Consider the following 15,667-nt stretch of genomic DNA (forward strand, 5'->3'; position numbering starts at 1 on the left):
AAATAGGCCCACGCCTATATCAAGGCCGCGAGCCCATCCCTACACTGCAACGCTTCTCAGGCCCGCCGGGCCGCTGCCTTAGCGATCTCCAATGTTCAAGAATTCCTTTTCCCGCGTTCTCGCGGCGATGCTGTTTGTCGCCCTCTTTCCCGTCAGCCAAGCGCATTCCATGGGCATCCAGCCCGAAACCTCCGTGGTGCTCGTGGACGAAGCCACCGGCGAAGGCACGATCGGCATCAAGAACACCGGCGATGAGCCCGTGCTGTTGGTGTCCATGATCGAACATATTCAGGAAGACCAAGACGACTGGGTCACGGTGTCTCCGCCGGCCGCCGTCCTTGCCCCAGGCAAGACGCAATTGGTGCGCTTCCTGTTGACCAACGACAAGCCCTTGAGCGCGCAACGCATGAAGCGCGCCGTCTTCGAAGGCATCCCGCAATCTGGCGAGCAGACCAACAAGCTGCGCCTGACCATACGCCAGGATCTGCCGCTCATCGCATTGCCCAAGGGCGTCGCCGCCGACAACGCTCCCTGGAAGAAGCTCGTCTGGGCGGCCCAAGACGGCAAGCTGACGGTGCGCAACCCCAGCCCCTACGTCGTTCGGATGGACCAGCAAGTCCACGTGCAGCCTTCGAACCAGCCGCTGATCCTGCCCAAGACCTACGTGTTGCCAGGCGAAACGCTGGAACTGCGCGCAGCAGGCGCCGGCTTGCAAGGCGAGACGACCGTGCGTCTTTATCCCGCCACCGTCTATGGCTATCAAGTCTCGTCTTTCGACGCACCGATCAAGCGCTGAAAATGCCACGGCCCAATTTGGGCGTGTCGAGCTTGATGATGGCTACCTCGTTCCGTCTGCGCGCCCGCGCGGCTTGCAGTGGCGCCTTTGCCGCCGCAAGCCTGATGCTCTGCGCGCACGATCCTGCAAGCGCACAGGCCGAAGGCGGCGGATTTGACCTCGAAATCCTGAAGAGCCGGGGCTTGAACCCCGCCATCGCCTCGCACTTTCAGAACGGCGCGCGTTTCCTGCAAGGCGTTCACACGGTGAGCATCTCCGTGAACGGCCGCCCGATGGGCCGCGCTCAAGCCACGTTCGACACCCAAGGCAAACTGTGCCTGACCCATGATCTGCTGACGCTTGCTCAGCTGAAGACACCCCAGGAACAAGGCGGCGACGCGGCCCCCTGTCCTGACGCTTTCTTGCGTGCGTGGCCCACGACAACCATCGACTTGCAACCCGAGCGCATGGCGGTGGAAATCGTGGCCCCGCCTGGCGCCGTGGCCAAGCGTGAAAGCACCGTGTCCTATCAATCGGGCGGGCGTGCCGTCATCCTTAACTACGACGTGCTGTCCAGCCAGACCCGCCATCTGAGCGGCGCGAATCGCTATCTGCAGGCATACACAGAATTCGGCCTGAACGCGAACGACTGGATTCTTCGCAGCAACAACACCTATTCCAGCGTGGGCGGAAAGTCGACCTGGAACCATCTCGACGCCTATGCGCAGCGCACGTTCCACACGAAGGAAACCACCCTTCAAGCGGGGCAAATCAACCTGCAGGGCGCGTTGTTTGGCGGCGTTCCCGTCAACGGCGTTCAACTGTTTCCCGAGACCGCGCTGCAAACCCGGACGCAGGAAGGCGCGCCTATTTCAGGCATCGCCCACACCCAGGCGCGGGTGGAAGTCTTGCAAAACGGCATACCCCTGGCATCAACCATCGTGCCGCCAGGCCCCTTCACGCTAAGCGACGTGGTGCCGCGTTCGCTGACCCAAGATATCCGAGTCGTCATTCACGAGACATCGGGCGAAGTCCGCGACTTCATCGTTCCGGCGGCCGCGCTGCAAGTCGACCGGCTGGGCGCCCCCGTCGGCTTTAGCGGCGGACTGGGCATGTTGCGCCAGACCGGCTTCTCGAATAGCGGCGCCACCCCTGTCGCATCGGCCGAGTATGGCGTCTCGCTGGGCTCTCGCGCCAACTTGACCGCGGGCGGCATGTTCAGCCGCGATTACCGCGCGATTGGCGCACGCGCCGACGTGATTCTGCCCGCCAGCGCTCAGGCAGCGCTGCAAAGCCAGTGGTCCCACAACGCCCATACGGGTCGCAGCGGCGCGCAGTTTCTGCTGTCGGGTTCCGCCATGTTGCTGCCCGGCTTGTCCTCGAACGTCTCTTTATTGCGGCGCACGGACGGCTATAGCGATATCCAAAGCACGAGCGAAACTCGCCCCCTGCCGCACGACGATCCTCGCGCGCCTCGCTATCGCGACGACCGCGTCAAACAGCAACTCAGCGCCGGGCTGGGCTGGAGCCATTCCACCCTGGGCGGCTTCAGCGCGAACTACAGCGAATCCCTCAATACGCGGGGCCACGCATCGCGGCGCGGCATGTTGAACTGGGGCAAGACCTTTCACCGCACGAGCGTGTCTCTGTCATTTGAACGCGATGTGGGTTCCAGCCATCGCAATCAAGGCAGCTTCATGTACTTGAACCTCAGTTTTCCGCTGGGCAAGCAAAGCGTCAGTGCGTCCATGCAGCGGCAAGACAACGGCACCAGCTACGGGGTCAATACCAGCGCGGCGATTGATGACCGCACCACCTATTCGCTCTCGGCCTCCTCCAACTCCAACGGCCATGCCAGCTACTCGGGCTCGCTCGGCGTTAACTCCGCCTTCACGCAACTCAACCTTGCCGCCAGCAGCTTCAGCGGGGGATACAGTCATTCCACACGCGTACGCGGTGCGCTCGTCGGCCATGCGCAAGGGCTGAGCTTCTCGCCCTATCGCGTGCAGGACACGTTCGCCATCGCATCGGTAGGAGACTTGTCCGGCGTGCGCCTGAATACGCCCTCCGGCAGCGTCTGGACCGACCCCTGGGGCCGGGCCGTCATTCCCTCGTTGCCCGCCTACCGAGACGGACAAATCCAGGTGGCCACCGCAACGCTTGCGCGCAACGTGGACCTGATCAATGGCCGTTACGGCCTGGAGCCCGCGCGCGGCTCGGTATCGGCCATCGATTTCGCGGTGGTGAAAGTGCGCCGCACCTTGTTGACTGCAACCTACCCTGGTGGAGAGGTCGTACCCAAGGGCGCCGCCGTACTTAGCGCCACCGGTTCGTTCATCACGCTCGTAGGCGGCGGCGGTCAGATATTCCTGCCAGATGCTCAGGCGCTTGCCGCGCCGCTGACCGTGGCGGCGGCTGATGGCGCCAGATGCGAACTCCTGTACAACCTGGCGGCATCCCCTGACCTGGATGCGCTGTACGAGCGCGCGCAAGCCACCTGCGAACCGCAGTCGAATCCTGACAACGCCCCACCCGCCACAGAGGAAAATGTATGACGCCCACTCGCCGCACACACTCCACGCCGCGCCTAGCCGCGTTGATGATGACGGCCTGGCTGCTGACAAGCAGCCAGGCGGCTGCTTCGCAACCGGCCCGCTTGTCGCCCGGCCCGGCCGTGCCGTCGCAGGTTGGCTGTCAGATCAGCGTCGGCCAGAGCGTTGTGGACTATGGCAGCTTCACTGCGGGCCAACTGACCTTTCTTGAAGGCCGCCGCTACGTGCTGCAACCCCGCACGGTGCCGCTGACGATTCATTGCCCCACGCCTCGCCCCCTGGCCTTGCGCGTCACGGCGCCCACCCGCAATGACGGTGCGGCGCGTTTTGCCCAGGCGGGTGAGCTGCGGGTGGTGCTGAGCCAGGGAAGGATAGACGGCCAGGACACGCGCCTGATCAATCTGGAGATTCCTCACCACGGTCCGCAAACCCAAGTCGCGCTGCGCCCGGGCGATGTCGCTGTCATGGAACACGGCCGCAGCGGACGCACGTTCACGGCACAGATCGATCTGACGCCAGAAGTCAGAGACACCGATGTTCGCGTCCATGACCAGACTGAATGGTCTACCACCCTGCTTTTCGAATTGCTGGATGCCGAGCGCGCTACGGCGCGTTAAGCGGCGCCGCGCCACGGTGCGTCAAGCAACGCGGCACTCCACGCACTACAAGATCCCGCGCAGCTTGAACAAGGCGTTGTCTGTCGTCACACCCAGCTTTCGATAGGCGGTGGCCTTCTGGGCGCTGATGGTCTTGGGGCTGCGTCCGAACTTGGCCGCAATCTCCGAAATGGTCATCCCTTCCAACAAGCAGCGGATCACTTCGCGCTCGCGTGCAGACAAGGACGCGCCATCGAACAGGTCGCACTCGGCTGGCTGCAGTTCTTGAGGTGCAGTGGTGGCGCCCGAAAGCAGGTAAGTCATTTGGTCATCGCAGTACGTGCCACCCGCCGCGACCTTGCGCACGGCGCGTACGATTTCGTCTGCGCCGCCACCCTTGCCCACGAAGCCATGTGCGCCCGAACGCAGGGCAAGCGCCACCGTGGCGGGGTCATAAAGGGCGGACAGCACCAGAATGCGAGCTGCGGGAAACTTGATGCGCAACGTCTTGATCAACGAGATGCCATCCATCTCGGTCGGGCCCAGCGAATAGTCGATCAGCAGCACATCGGCCAACTGCGTGCTCGACGCCAAGATCAAGTCGCGGCTGGACTCGTACTCGCCCAAGACGACGATGTCGCGATTTTGCGACAGGTAGGCGGCCACCCCGGCCCGCACTACCGGGTGGTCATCAAGTAGGGCGATACGCAACGGATGAATTTGAGACGCTAACAATATGGAATTCCAAGACAAACCTAAGACTTTCCACGGCTGTTCGCTAAGCGCAAAACCAGCGTGAACAATAGTAGCGCAGCCATCTGCGCGCCCCCAGTAAAGATTAGGCCCACGCCTATATACCGGAAGCCGGCCATTTCCTAGAGTGTGTGGTTTACCCCCACCCCACATCTGAACTGGATGGCCATGAATCACTCAGCACGAACCCCGCACGCTCTGCGCTACCTCTTAGCCGCGAGCTTTTTGATTACTGCAACGGCCCAAGCGGCCACCTCTGCGGAACTGAAGGTCACCGGCCGCATCACGCCGCCGTCATGCGACCTTACGCTGGACGGCAATGGGCATCTGGATTTTGGCGAGCGTGCATTTAACACGCTCAGCCTCGACGGCACCAAGTTGAACGAAAAGGCCATCGGCCTGCAAGTCACCTGCGATGGCGCCACCCGTGTCGGGCTGCATGTTGTAGACAACCGCGCCAGCAGCAAGGTTCTGAAGGCTGCGCTGAACGCCAACGCGTGGGGCAGCTCCAACGCGCTGATCACTGACGACTTCATCTATGGGCTGGGTTCGGTTACCGGCGCCGGCGACACCCAGGTACCCATCGGCGGCTACATGTTTGGCTTCAAGGATGCCGACGTTACCGCGAACGGCTCCAAAGCCTACGTTGTCTACAGCGCCGACAAGCGCAACTGGAAATTCGACGTACCGCAGCGCAATTACCTCAGCCCCAATTTCACGTACTCCTTCGTGATCGGTGCTCCCAGCGCAAGCAACTACACGCCTATCGCCATTACCGCCCTCAATGGCGCGCTGACCGTCGTCCCGACGATCAACCGCTCCGGCGACTTGCCGACCAGCAGCGCCATTGCTTTTGATGGCAGCGCCACCATTTCGCTGATCTACCTGTAAAGACAACGCGGATGGCGCTCTGAGGAGCCCTCCGCGGTCGGTCACCGAAATCCGTGCGGAGGGCCTTGTGGAGCCCTCCGCTGTCGATCACCGAAACCCGTGCAGTCCGACAAAGCGTCTCCCAGGAGCCGCCCGCGCCGCGTCCTGCTTCGCGCTCGCCACGGCCACATCGGATCGTTGCTGCCATGACCCGGCATGCCTGGCAATTAGGAACGTTCATGACAACCCATCTCAAACTCGGCATTGTGCTTGCCGCGCTAACGGCTGCTGCACCCGCTATCAGCGGTAACAATCTCACCATCACTGGGAAATTGACTCCGCCCGCGTGCAACGTCCATTTTGGCAGCGACTCAACGTTCAACTTCGGCGTTATTGCGTTTAACGCGCTGGACAACAACGGCACGAAGCTTGACGGAAAAGACGCTGCCCTGCAGATCGATTGTGGCAGCCCCACGCGCGTCAGCGTTGTCGCCCAAGACAATCGTGCCGGGTCCGGCATCACCATCCAGGAAGCCCCCAGCCTGAACTGGCCGTACCAAAACCCCGAGAACGGCCCCAAATATTCCTGGGGCCTGGGCTTTGCAGACGGCAATCACATCAAGACGGGAGCCTTGATCGTCCTGATCAACCCGCCCACCACCACCATCGACGGCACGCCCTTGACCCAGGCAGGTGCGCAAAAGATCATCGCGCGGCCCACAGGCAGCAGCAGCTGGTCAGTCGCGTCATCGCATTACTCGGTCAACCTCAGCCCCAACTTTGAATATTCATTCGGCGCGGCGGGTGGCCCCCCCGGACGCATTACGAATGCCAAAGTGGCGCTCGGGCTTGCCCCCCTGATCGGGCAACCGTCAACCTTGCCCTCAGCGGACGAAATCCCCCTGGACGGCTCAATCACATTCACATTGCGCTACCTGTAGCCGGAATTTGGACTTTTAAAAGAGAGCGCTTTGCGCCAGCTCCTATGATTAAAAATCTGCCTCACCTATGCGCCTGCCTCGCCCTGACTGCGGTCGGCGGCGCCCAGGCCAACACTACGCAAACCAACCTTATCGTGGGTGGACAGATTACTCCGCCCGCTTGCAACGTCAGCGTCGACGGTGCAAGCGGGGTCGATTTCGGCGATATCCCATTTCGAACCCTGGACCCTGACGGCACTCTGCTCAAAGAACAGCACTCCCGCCTGGAGATTGCCTGCGGCGGGCCAACGCGCGTGGCGTTCACGGCACAGGACAATCGTGCGAACTCCACCATTACGCACCAGGAAGCGATCGCAGCGGGCCTGAAATGGCCCTACCAAAACCCCGAAAACGGCATGCCTCATGCGTGGGGGCTGGGCCGCATCGATGACGTCAAGATCGGCGCAGCAGTGCTACTGATTCGCCCCGAAGCCTCTCTGATTGACGGCAAGCCGCCGGCCGTCGACACCATGCAGATTTTGGCGCGCGCGGCTGGCAGCTCGTCCTCCTGGCCGGTTCATTCGGCTCAGGACAGCATCAACCTGAATTTGGTGGATGAGTATTCATTCGGCGCCCCGGCTGCCGCCGCAGCCATCACGAATGCATCGGTCAGCCTGGCGGTTCTGCCGCTGCTGAACAAACCGGCCGCACTACCCATCGCGAAAGAGATTCCGATAGACGGCTCGGTCACCTTCACGCTGCGCTACCTCTGACGCCGCCCCTTCGCGACGACTGACCGCCAAGCCGTATCAGGCGCATGCCGCTATACCGCAAGGCGGCCAGGTCCAAGACTGCGTGCTTCTTTCCCTTTTGACCCTGGATGTTCATGAATTATCTGGCACGATCCCCACACGCGCTGCGCTGCCTTTTTGCCGCGAGCGTTCTGATAACCGCAACGACTCAAGCGGCCCCCTCGGCAAACCTTACGGTCACTGGCCGCCTCACACCGCCATCATGCGACCTCACTCTGGACAGCGACGGCCGGCTGGACTTCGGCGAGCGGCCCTTCAACTCGCTCGCTCCCGATGGCACCAAAGTGGGCGAAAAGGCGATCGGCCTGCAAGTCACCTGCAACGGCGAAACCCGAATCGGGCTGCGTGTTGTCGATAATCGCGCAAGCAGCAAAGTGCCTAAGGCGGATCTGAACGTCAACGCCTGGGCTACCCCTAGTTCCATCATCACAGACGACTTCATCTACGGGCTCGGAACCGTTGCTGGCGCGGACGACGCCCAAATCCCCATCGGGGGCTACATGTTTGGGTTCAAGGACCCCGACATTATGGCGAACGGTTCCAAAGCCTACGTCATCTACAGCGCCAACCTGCAAACCTGGCGAGCCGACATCCCCTCGCGCCATTACATCAGCCCCAATTTCACGTACTCGTTCGTGATTGGATCGCCGGGCGGCGGCAACGGCACACCCGTTCCGATCACCTCGGTCAATGGTGCGCTGACCGTCGTCCCGACGATTAACCGCAGCAGCGCATTGCCGACCGGCACCGACATTGCTTTTGACGGCAGCGCCACCATTTCACTGGTCTACCTGTAAAGCCTGTGGCCACGACGGCGCGGCAAACAAAAAGGCCCCCGAATTCGATGAATTCGGGGGCCTTCATATTCTGGCGGACAGAGGGTCACTCGTACAATCGCCGGAACCCCGCATAAAACAGTGATCTACACAGTATGGATATTACTAAGTACCCGATTTTGTACCTGCTTACATAGCATTCTTTAAGCACGCTTCGTATTCGTGCTTGTCATCGTTTTGACCTCCTGGCGAATCACACTCGAAAGCATGTTTTGCACTCCATACAGCTTCGCCCGCTGATCAGCATTCAGTCTCTTGTTGCGCGCGTGGACAAGCTTGCCTCTAAGCTTCAGCATTTCGCGAAACTCATTAGAAAGCTTCTCCCTATCAGCTCTCCCCACTCCTAGTAGGAAGCCATAACGGTCACTCAATCTAACGGACATTGCTTCCATCTTGTCGGACGGATCATCCGTACCGTAGCCGAGTAGAGCTTCTAATCCAATACAAGCGGCAATGTATGCAAAGGTCTGATTGTCGGCAGTGACGGAATCGATGTACCACTCCATCGCGGCCCCGATTGCCTCAAAGTCCGCGTGTGCTTCGCGAGAAAAAAAAGTTTTGGCCGCATCTAGTTTCAGACTCAGTGCCTCCACTCGCTCTTCTGGTGTATCTGCGGCGCGCAGCGCCCCGCCTAGCAAGGTTCCAGACTCGTCGCCATAAATCGTCATCAGATCCGACTTGGGCGTTAGACCGCAAAGATAGTTCGTAAGGCTATCGGGAAGTCGGATAGCCACCCTCTCCTGCGACACCATGGCGTATGTTTCCTCTGAACGCACGTCGCCATGGAACCAAGTCGACAACGAAAAAGTATCCAGGAAGTAGAGGACCTGCTTTGCTCGACTGATAGCTTGGCTGACCGCGTTTCCACCCGGATCGGAATCGGCATATCCGTTTGCCTTCACGCAAATTTGTATGAGCCGCCTGCCCGTCGAGACTCGTAGCGCCTGAAGTCCATGAGGTTGCGGCTCATCGAGTGCGTTCCGAAGGACGACCGACTCACTAAGGTCAAATTCAAAGGGGCCGAAATTCTCGAACCTCGGCAACGGAAATTTGACCTCGAAGTCCCACGGGAACGACTCAATGAGAGTACGCAGCTTCTCGAAAATCGCATTTCTCACCCTTCGCTCTAGTTCTTCAGGCACCGGCGACTTAAGCGAGGGCAGATCAAAGCCATCCATACAATCCAAAAGGCCACGAATAAGGGCCATATGCGCATCGCGTTCTGACAGACGCAGGTGATGGAGCTTCGCCACACTGAGCACCAAGTTATCGAACTGCGGCTGTTCCAGCACATCCCACCACCTAGCAACGGAGGCGGAATTAACAACGTCAGTTATCTGTCGCAAATACTTTTCGCTGAGTTTGATGGCCATGAAAACGGTGCGGGAATCAGGAGGAATGGAGGTGAATGATGCACCAACGGGCGTGGGAAAGCTGCTCCTCCAAAAATTACGGGAGGGGCTGGGAAAAACCTAACCTTCCTAACCACCCATAGCGAAATGGCCGGAGAGCCTTTATTCATGCGGGTTTCCGAGCCTTGAAGAAACCTAACTTTTTTCTAACCGAAGCCTAACCCGGTTAGGTTTCGATACCCTAACCTCATAAAAAATAGATATCTATATAAATCAATGACTTACAGTGAGGTTAGGTTCTAGGTTAGGTCAGGTTAGGTTTCAAGCCTAACCATTATTATTCATATAAATCAATGACTTAAACATCATTTTCGGCCCCGGTTAGGAAGGTTAGGTTTTCCCCAGCCCCTCCCTAAATCTGAGCAAGAATTGAGCGCGTCAATATACACAGCGCCGGAAGCGCGATAAGCAACCGGTCTATATCTGATCAAACATCCGCGCCGGTTTGCTGGTCGGGCTGCAACCCCCGATCCACGAGAACGCGCCTTAGCAGGGCTGAACGCTTTAGCTCCCTCTTCCTGGATTTGGGCAATGGCATAGTTCGAGGTTGCACCTTCGCGCCCGGGTCCACGTTGTAGAAGTGAAGGTACATTTGCCTGTGCAGATCAAGACTGAAGGGATTTGAATCGCGCTTCAAAATTTCAGCCTCATTCAAAAGCGCCCGAAGCTCTTCCTCATTCGCAAAGGCCAGTGCAACTAGAAAGATGTATTGGACCTCTACGTGAGTGAGCTGAGCTGACACCAGCCTCCGGTAATGCTCGCGGTCTATCCCTTCCGGAATGCGGCGCTCGAGGTGCATCAACAGCAACACGAGATTTGAGATCACCCGCCTTTGGATCAGGGCAAGATGCTCAATGTGCATGAAATTCTGAATACAAAGATGGTCGAACAACAGCTTGTCTTCTACGGTTGCACTGCCCTTGCGCATCCGGGTCTTTACGTCGTGCGGCAATGAGCTAGCGCCGCTTCTTTTTATTTCCCTGCACGCAGCGAGTGCACAATGTCGCAACGCGTCTCTGCCCCTGTATGTCTGATTGCTGCGTGTGATGACGACGTCACTTACGCTTTGTTGATACAGGCCCAGCAGGCGGTACAAGGTCTCTTCAAACTGGGCGACGGCGTCACGCTTGGCCTGCCTTTCCATCTCCGCGCCCTGAGAGGATATCTGTCGTTGCTGATATGCGATCGTCACCAATAGGCCAACAAAAGCACACCCGGACAAGAACGCATTAACTACCCCAAAGCTATCGCCGAACTGCCCACGGCTTTCCAGATTCGTGACTGCCGATGGGTACGGCAACCACCCGCCCCAAGTCAGAACGATTGCGCATGCCACCAAGAGCGCCAGCACCGACGTCAAAAGCCATAACTTCTTCACAGCGCGCCCCTCCGATTGAAATGTCACAGCATGTTATCGCCTGCTCGATGCGAGATCCTACAAAGATGCGTCTCTAACGCGTCGTTCTGCGTCGCTCCTCCCAGGCTGGCGGCAACTTGCAGTGCGCGTTAACGCTGGCGGCAAGGGGTGACGTATGGTTGAGTCTTTTCTCGCACATTTAGCGCGCAGGCGCGGCGGGGGGAGAACTGCGCGCCAGACCTCGTGATGCCCGATATGCTGTGTATTTGTACAGTAGTTGAGAGGCACTATATGGACGCGTTCGAGCGGACCCCTCCCGCGCCCCTGCATGCGGCCCGCATACGCGAGCTGTACGCGCGAAACCCCACCGCCGAGGCCTGTGCCCTAGCCTGGGAAATCTGGCGCCTTCAGCGCGTCATCGTGGCCCTGGACGCCGGCTTGAAGAGCGCAGGCAGCCTACGACACCGCCAGGACATCATCGACAGTGTTGCGGAGCTTCGGCGGTATGTGGCCGGTGAACCGTGCCTAAACGAGCCGTTGGCCATCAAGCCCGGGGCAAGACGCGGCGAGCACGAGTAAGCGCGGCACGGACAAAAAAAAGCCCCGCGAGTGCGGGGCTTGGTGTTGAGGGTGACCGCCTCTAGACGCGCGGCGAACGGTCGCCCGTGCCGTCCTCGGTCTGGACGCCAACGATGTATGGCCTGAACTTCATGACGGGCATACCAAGCCACTCATTCAACTCGGACAACCTGGCCTGGAGCGGTTCAATCTCATTGCGTGCGAACACCTGAGCAGCGGGCATCACGGCCCCAAATCCGCCCGTGTTGCCCGGCACGATGCCCATGAGCTGCGGTGGCACGCGGTGCGCTGCAAGCACGTCATCGCGGGTGACCGCCTTGATATTCAGAAACTCGTCTTTCGCCGCCACTTCGCTGAGCGGAATGATCTGAACGCCATCCTTCTTTCCGTTGGGAGAGTGGAGAAACAGATCGCGGAAGTTGCCCGCCCCCTTAAATTCTTCAGTGCCGTGCGGATGGAATCGACGTCTTCTTGGCTTGCGCCGTCATCGGTAAAGTACACGATGAAACCCGCGTGACTGCCGTTGATGTAGGCGCCGCCGGAACAACTTGGCGCTCTCGTTCAACCATGCGCTTTGAAGCGTGCTGAGGTATTCCGGCAGCCCGTACACCTCCTGATTGATGTCTGCCTTTCGCAAATGCCGGACACTGCCGGGTTCGAATGGATGCTCGATGCGCGAGTGCGGCACAAAGAAGTGCGTGCCGGGTTCCACACCCACGCGCGTGAATTTGGCCAGCGAATGGCGTAACCTGACCATCCTTCCCCGTGCGGATGAGACGGCGCTCGATGAAGGCGCTGCTGTGGTGCGTGCTGGCTCGAAACGACTTGGCTAGACCTTCAAAACTAACTGGTTGCTAGTACCAGAGTAGGTTATCCAAACACTCCAGGTAATCCAGAATGTCGCGCCGATCCATGACGGGTACAGCGTCGTCAAACGTGAAGGTGTCAGAGGTCACGCGCGAAGCAGCGCCAGCGCCGCGCACCATCGGAGCGCCGTGGTGATCGAAAAGCTACCCGGAAAAAGGGGTGCTTCCAGTGGTGCTTAATGGGCAAGCCTGGGCAAGAAAAAACCCGCACAGCTAAGGCTGGTGCGGGTTTCAAGGCATTGCTGGGCAATACCGGTACGAATCTTGGCGGACAGAGGGGGATTCGAACCCCCGATACGCTTTTGACGTATACACGCTTTCCAGGCGTGCGCCTTCAACCGCTCGGCCACCTGTCCTTGTCGCTTGCTGATGAACGCAACATCAACACTTCACTATGCGTAAACCAGCATTGCGAAATTTGCGAATCCGCGATTCTAGCAGATTCTGGGTAGCGGACACAAGCGAGCCCAACGTTAAAAGAAAAAGGGACGCCCTGGAGGCGTCCCGGCTTCCATCATCCGGCCTTTACATCGACGCTGGCGCTTCCTGCTCACGGTAGGAACTGATCGTGCCGTCCGGCTCGGTCTCTTCCAACCTGACCTTGAAGCCCCAAAGCCGCGCCAGATGCTTCATTACCTGTTCGGCATCGTCACCCGCCAGCGGGCGGCTCCGGCTCTTCAAATGCCGCAACACCAACGAGCGGTCGGAGTCGCGGTTAAAGCGCACCACTTGGATGTCCGGCACCTGATTGTCGCGATTGTGCTGCGCGGCGAGCAGACGGCGGATGTCGCGGTAGCCCTCATCGTTATGAATGGCCGCGACTTCCAGCTTCGGATTCGATTGATGATCTGAAATGGCGAAGAAGCGGAATTCGCGGATCAGGCGCGGCGACAGGTATTGCGAGATGAAGGACTCGTCCTTGAAGTTGCGCATGGCGAAGTCCAGGGTCTTCAGCCAATCGCCGCCAGCGATGTCCGGGAACCAGCGGCGGTCTTCGGGCGTGGGCGCTTCGCAGATACGGCGAATGTCCGACATCATCGCAAAGCCCAGCGCATAGGGGTTGATGCCGCCATAGCCGCGCTCGTCAAAGCCGCGTTGGCTGACCACGTTGGTGTGGCTTTGCAAAAACTCCATCATGAAGCCGTCGTTCACCAGCCCCTTTTCGTGCAGGCGGTTTAGAATGGTGTAGTGCCAGAACGTGGCCCACCCTTCATTCATGACCTTGGTCTGCGTTTGCGGATAGAAGTACTGGGCGATCTTGCGCACGATGCGCACCAGCTCCTTCTGCCACGGCGCCAGCTTGGGCGAGTACTTCTCAATAAAGTACAGCAGGTTTTCTTCGGGCTCCGGCGGGAAGACCGACGCATCCACGCGCGTGTCCTTGTCTGCTTCAAGACGCGGCAGCGTGCGCCACAAGTCGTTGTATTGCAGACGCGCGTGTTCCTTGCGTTCGGCTTGGCGCGCGGCCTCTTCCTTGAACGACATCGGCGCCGGCCGCTTGTAGCGGTCAACCCCGTGATGCGACAGCGCGTGGCAGGAATCCAGCAACGCCTCCACCGCATCGATGCCGTAGCGGTCTTCGCACGACATCACGTACTTGCGTGCAAACACCAGATAGTCCAGCACGCCATCCGCGTCCGTCCATTGGCGGAACAGGTAATTGCCCTTGAAAAACGAGTTGTGCCCATAGCACGCGTGCGCAATCACCAGCGCCTGCATCGTCATGGAGTTCTCTTCCATGAGATACGAGATGCAGGGGTTGGAGTTGATGACGATCTCGTACGCCAACCCTTGCATGCCGCGGCGATAGTATTGCTCGTTGCGGATGAATTCCTTGCCGTACGACCAGTGCGGATAGCCAATAGGCAGGCCCGCCGAGGCATAGGCGTCCAGCATCTGTTCCGAAGTGATGACTTCGATCTGGTTCGGATAGGTGTCCAGCCCATATTCCGCAGCGACCTTGGAGATCGCGTCGTCATAGGACTGGATCAGTTCGAACGTCCATTCGGAACCCTGGGAAATCGGCCGAGCGCCGCCAGCCGATCCCGGCTCTACGAGAGCACCCACGATGGCATTCATGCGGTTTCCTTCTTGAACAGGTCATGGAACACGGGGAAGATTTCGCCGCGATCGCAGATGCGCCGCATGACGAAATGCGGCTCCAACTTCTGTTCATACTCCGCCCACAGGCTGCTCTTGCGAGCCTCTTGCGAGTCGGGAATTTCGATGTAGGCGAAATACCGGGTCGACGGCAACAGGTGTTCCGCCAGGAAGCGCGCGCTCTTGCCCGCGTCGGCGCCAAACGAATCGCCGTCGCTGGCTTGCGCCGCGTACACGTTCCACGCCGAGGGCGGATAGCGCTTTTCCAGAATTTCGCGCATCAGCTCCAGCGCGGACAGCACAATCGTGCCGCCGCTCTTGGGGTCGTAGAAGAACGTCTGCTCGTCCACTTCCTCGGCGTTGTCCGTATGCCGGATGAAGACCAGGTCCACGTGCTCGTACTTGCGCGACAAGAACAAGTACAGCAGCGTGAAGAAGCGCTTGGCCAGGTCCTTCTTGCCTTCGTCCATGGACCCGGAGACGTCCATCAGGCAGAACATGACCGCACGCGCCATCGGAATGGCGACCGACACGCGGTTGCGATAGCGCAAGTCCAGATCGTCCAGGAACGGCACGCGGGCAAGACGCTCGCGGCAGTCCTCGACGTCTTGTTCCAGCGTGCGGATCTCGGCGGCGGGCGCACCCGCCGCGCGAGCCTTGGCAAGCGCTTCCTCGGCATCTTCAAGATCTGCGCGCGCCTTCACGTTCAGCGACACCCGCCGCGCCAGCGAAGACTTCAGCGTGCGGCTGATGCTCAACATGCTGGGCGAACCGGTGGTGGTGTAGCCCGCGCGCTGCCATTTCTTCTGGCTGACTTCGCCCAGCTGGTTGCGCGCCAGATGAGGCAGTTCCAGATCCTCGAAGAACAGGTTCAGGAATTCGGCCCGAGACAGGCTGAAGGTGAATTGATCTACCGCTTCACCCTCGCCCGGCTCCGAGCCGCCTTCACCCTGCCCGCCCTGCGGCCGGTCGATGGTGTCGCCCTTGGCAAATTCACGATTGCCAGGGTGCACCATCTCGCGGTCGCCGCCCGATCCGTGCCGAAAGGTCGGCTCGGAAATATCCCGGGCGGGCAGGTTGATCTCTCCGCCTTGATCCATATCCTGAATCGAGCGGTCACGGATCATCCCGTGCACCGCCTTGCGGATCTGGTCCTTGTAGCGCCGCAAAAAACGCTCGCGGTTGACGGCGCTTTTATTGCGCCCGTTAAGACGGCGATCGATCAGTGAATTCATGATT

General features: G+C 59.6%; 12 protein-coding genes, 1 tRNA gene and 1 pseudogene. 7 read left to right on the forward strand and 7 right to left on the reverse strand.

Annotated features, from left to right (window positions below; genetic code table 11):
- Positions 1 to 91: 91 nt before the first annotated feature.
- The 3 genes from AC1DSJ_RS24170 to AC1DSJ_RS24180 are packed head-to-tail and all read left to right on the forward strand — an operon-like array spanning position 92 to position 3,944.
- Positions 92 to 796: a fimbria/pilus chaperone family protein gene (locus tag AC1DSJ_RS24170; protein ID WP_054427305.1), complete on the forward strand. Its 705-nt coding sequence runs from the start codon at positions 92 to 94 to the stop codon at positions 794 to 796.
- Positions 797 to 798: 2 nt separating this feature from the next.
- The gene (locus AC1DSJ_RS24175; RefSeq protein ID WP_441372308.1) at positions 799 to 3,330 is read left to right on the forward strand and encodes a fimbria/pilus outer membrane usher protein; all 2,532 of its coding nucleotides are present in this window, start codon (positions 799 to 801) and stop codon (positions 3,328 to 3,330) included.
- Positions 3,327 to 3,944 carry a DUF1120 domain-containing protein gene (locus tag AC1DSJ_RS24180; RefSeq protein WP_054427303.1) on the forward strand — a complete coding sequence of 206 codons (618 nt, stop codon included), beginning with the start codon at positions 3,327 to 3,329 and terminating at the stop codon, positions 3,942 to 3,944. The genes AC1DSJ_RS24175 and AC1DSJ_RS24180 overlap by 4 nt, the downstream gene beginning before the upstream one ends.
- Before the next feature lie 45 nt (positions 3,945 to 3,989).
- Here the strand turns inward: AC1DSJ_RS24180 and AC1DSJ_RS24185 are convergent, their stop codons facing one another.
- Positions 3,990 to 4,634, reverse strand: coding sequence for a response regulator (locus AC1DSJ_RS24185; protein WP_254600749.1), 645 nt, complete (start codon positions 4,632 to 4,634; stop codon positions 3,990 to 3,992).
- 204 nt (positions 4,635 to 4,838) lie between these two features.
- On the opposite strand from AC1DSJ_RS24185, the gene AC1DSJ_RS24190 reads away from it, so the two are divergent.
- The 4 genes from AC1DSJ_RS24190 to AC1DSJ_RS24205 all read left to right on the forward strand — a co-directional run bounded on the left by AC1DSJ_RS24190 (position 4,839) and on the right by AC1DSJ_RS24205 (position 8,075).
- Positions 4,839 to 5,567, forward strand: coding sequence for a DUF1120 domain-containing protein (locus AC1DSJ_RS24190; RefSeq protein WP_082387269.1), 729 nt, complete (start codon positions 4,839 to 4,841; stop codon positions 5,565 to 5,567).
- A 185-nt stretch (positions 5,568 to 5,752) separates the two neighbouring features.
- Positions 5,753 to 6,487 carry a DUF1120 domain-containing protein gene (locus tag AC1DSJ_RS24195; RefSeq protein WP_346553304.1) on the forward strand — a complete coding sequence of 245 codons (735 nt, stop codon included), beginning with the start codon at positions 5,753 to 5,755 and terminating at the stop codon, positions 6,485 to 6,487.
- Positions 6,488 to 6,531: 44 nt separating this feature from the next.
- Positions 6,532 to 7,239: a DUF1120 domain-containing protein gene (locus AC1DSJ_RS24200; RefSeq protein WP_082387267.1), complete on the forward strand. Its 708-nt coding sequence runs from the start codon at positions 6,532 to 6,534 to the stop codon at positions 7,237 to 7,239.
- A gap of 113 nt (positions 7,240 to 7,352) precedes the next feature.
- On the forward strand, positions 7,353 to 8,075 hold the full coding sequence (locus AC1DSJ_RS24205; protein ID WP_441372309.1) for a DUF1120 domain-containing protein: 723 nt from the start codon (positions 7,353 to 7,355) through the stop codon (positions 8,073 to 8,075).
- A gap of 182 nt (positions 8,076 to 8,257) precedes the next feature.
- On the opposite strand, the gene AC1DSJ_RS24210 is transcribed toward AC1DSJ_RS24205, so the two are convergent.
- The 6 genes and pseudogenes from AC1DSJ_RS24210 to AC1DSJ_RS24235 all read right to left on the reverse strand — a co-directional run bounded on the left by AC1DSJ_RS24210 (position 8,258) and on the right by AC1DSJ_RS24235 (position 15,663).
- Positions 8,258 to 9,487: a hypothetical protein gene (locus AC1DSJ_RS24210; RefSeq protein ID WP_441372310.1), complete on the reverse strand. Its 1,230-nt coding sequence runs from the start codon at positions 9,485 to 9,487 to the stop codon at positions 8,258 to 8,260.
- A gap of 466 nt (positions 9,488 to 9,953) precedes the next feature.
- Positions 9,954 to 10,904, reverse strand: coding sequence for a hypothetical protein (locus AC1DSJ_RS24215; protein ID WP_146073928.1), 951 nt, complete (start codon positions 10,902 to 10,904; stop codon positions 9,954 to 9,956).
- Positions 10,905 to 11,523: 619 nt separating this feature from the next.
- Positions 11,524 to 12,448, reverse strand: a pseudogene (locus AC1DSJ_RS24220) (phage portal protein).
- 145 nt (positions 12,449 to 12,593) lie between these two features.
- Positions 12,594 to 12,684, reverse strand: a tRNA-Ser gene (locus AC1DSJ_RS24225).
- Between the two features lie 169 nt (positions 12,685 to 12,853).
- Entirely contained in the window at positions 12,854 to 14,407 is a 1,554-nt protein-coding gene (locus AC1DSJ_RS24230; RefSeq protein WP_054427297.1) for a SpoVR family protein, read from the reverse strand.
- Complete coding sequence (locus AC1DSJ_RS24235; protein WP_054427296.1) at positions 14,404 to 15,663, reverse strand: YeaH/YhbH family protein; 1,260 nt, start codon at positions 15,661 to 15,663, stop codon at positions 14,404 to 14,406. Before AC1DSJ_RS24235 ends, AC1DSJ_RS24230 begins: the two co-directional genes overlap by 4 nt.
- Positions 15,664 to 15,667: the final 4 nt, after the last annotated feature.

The organism is Achromobacter sp. 01N37 (assembly GCF_056399725.1).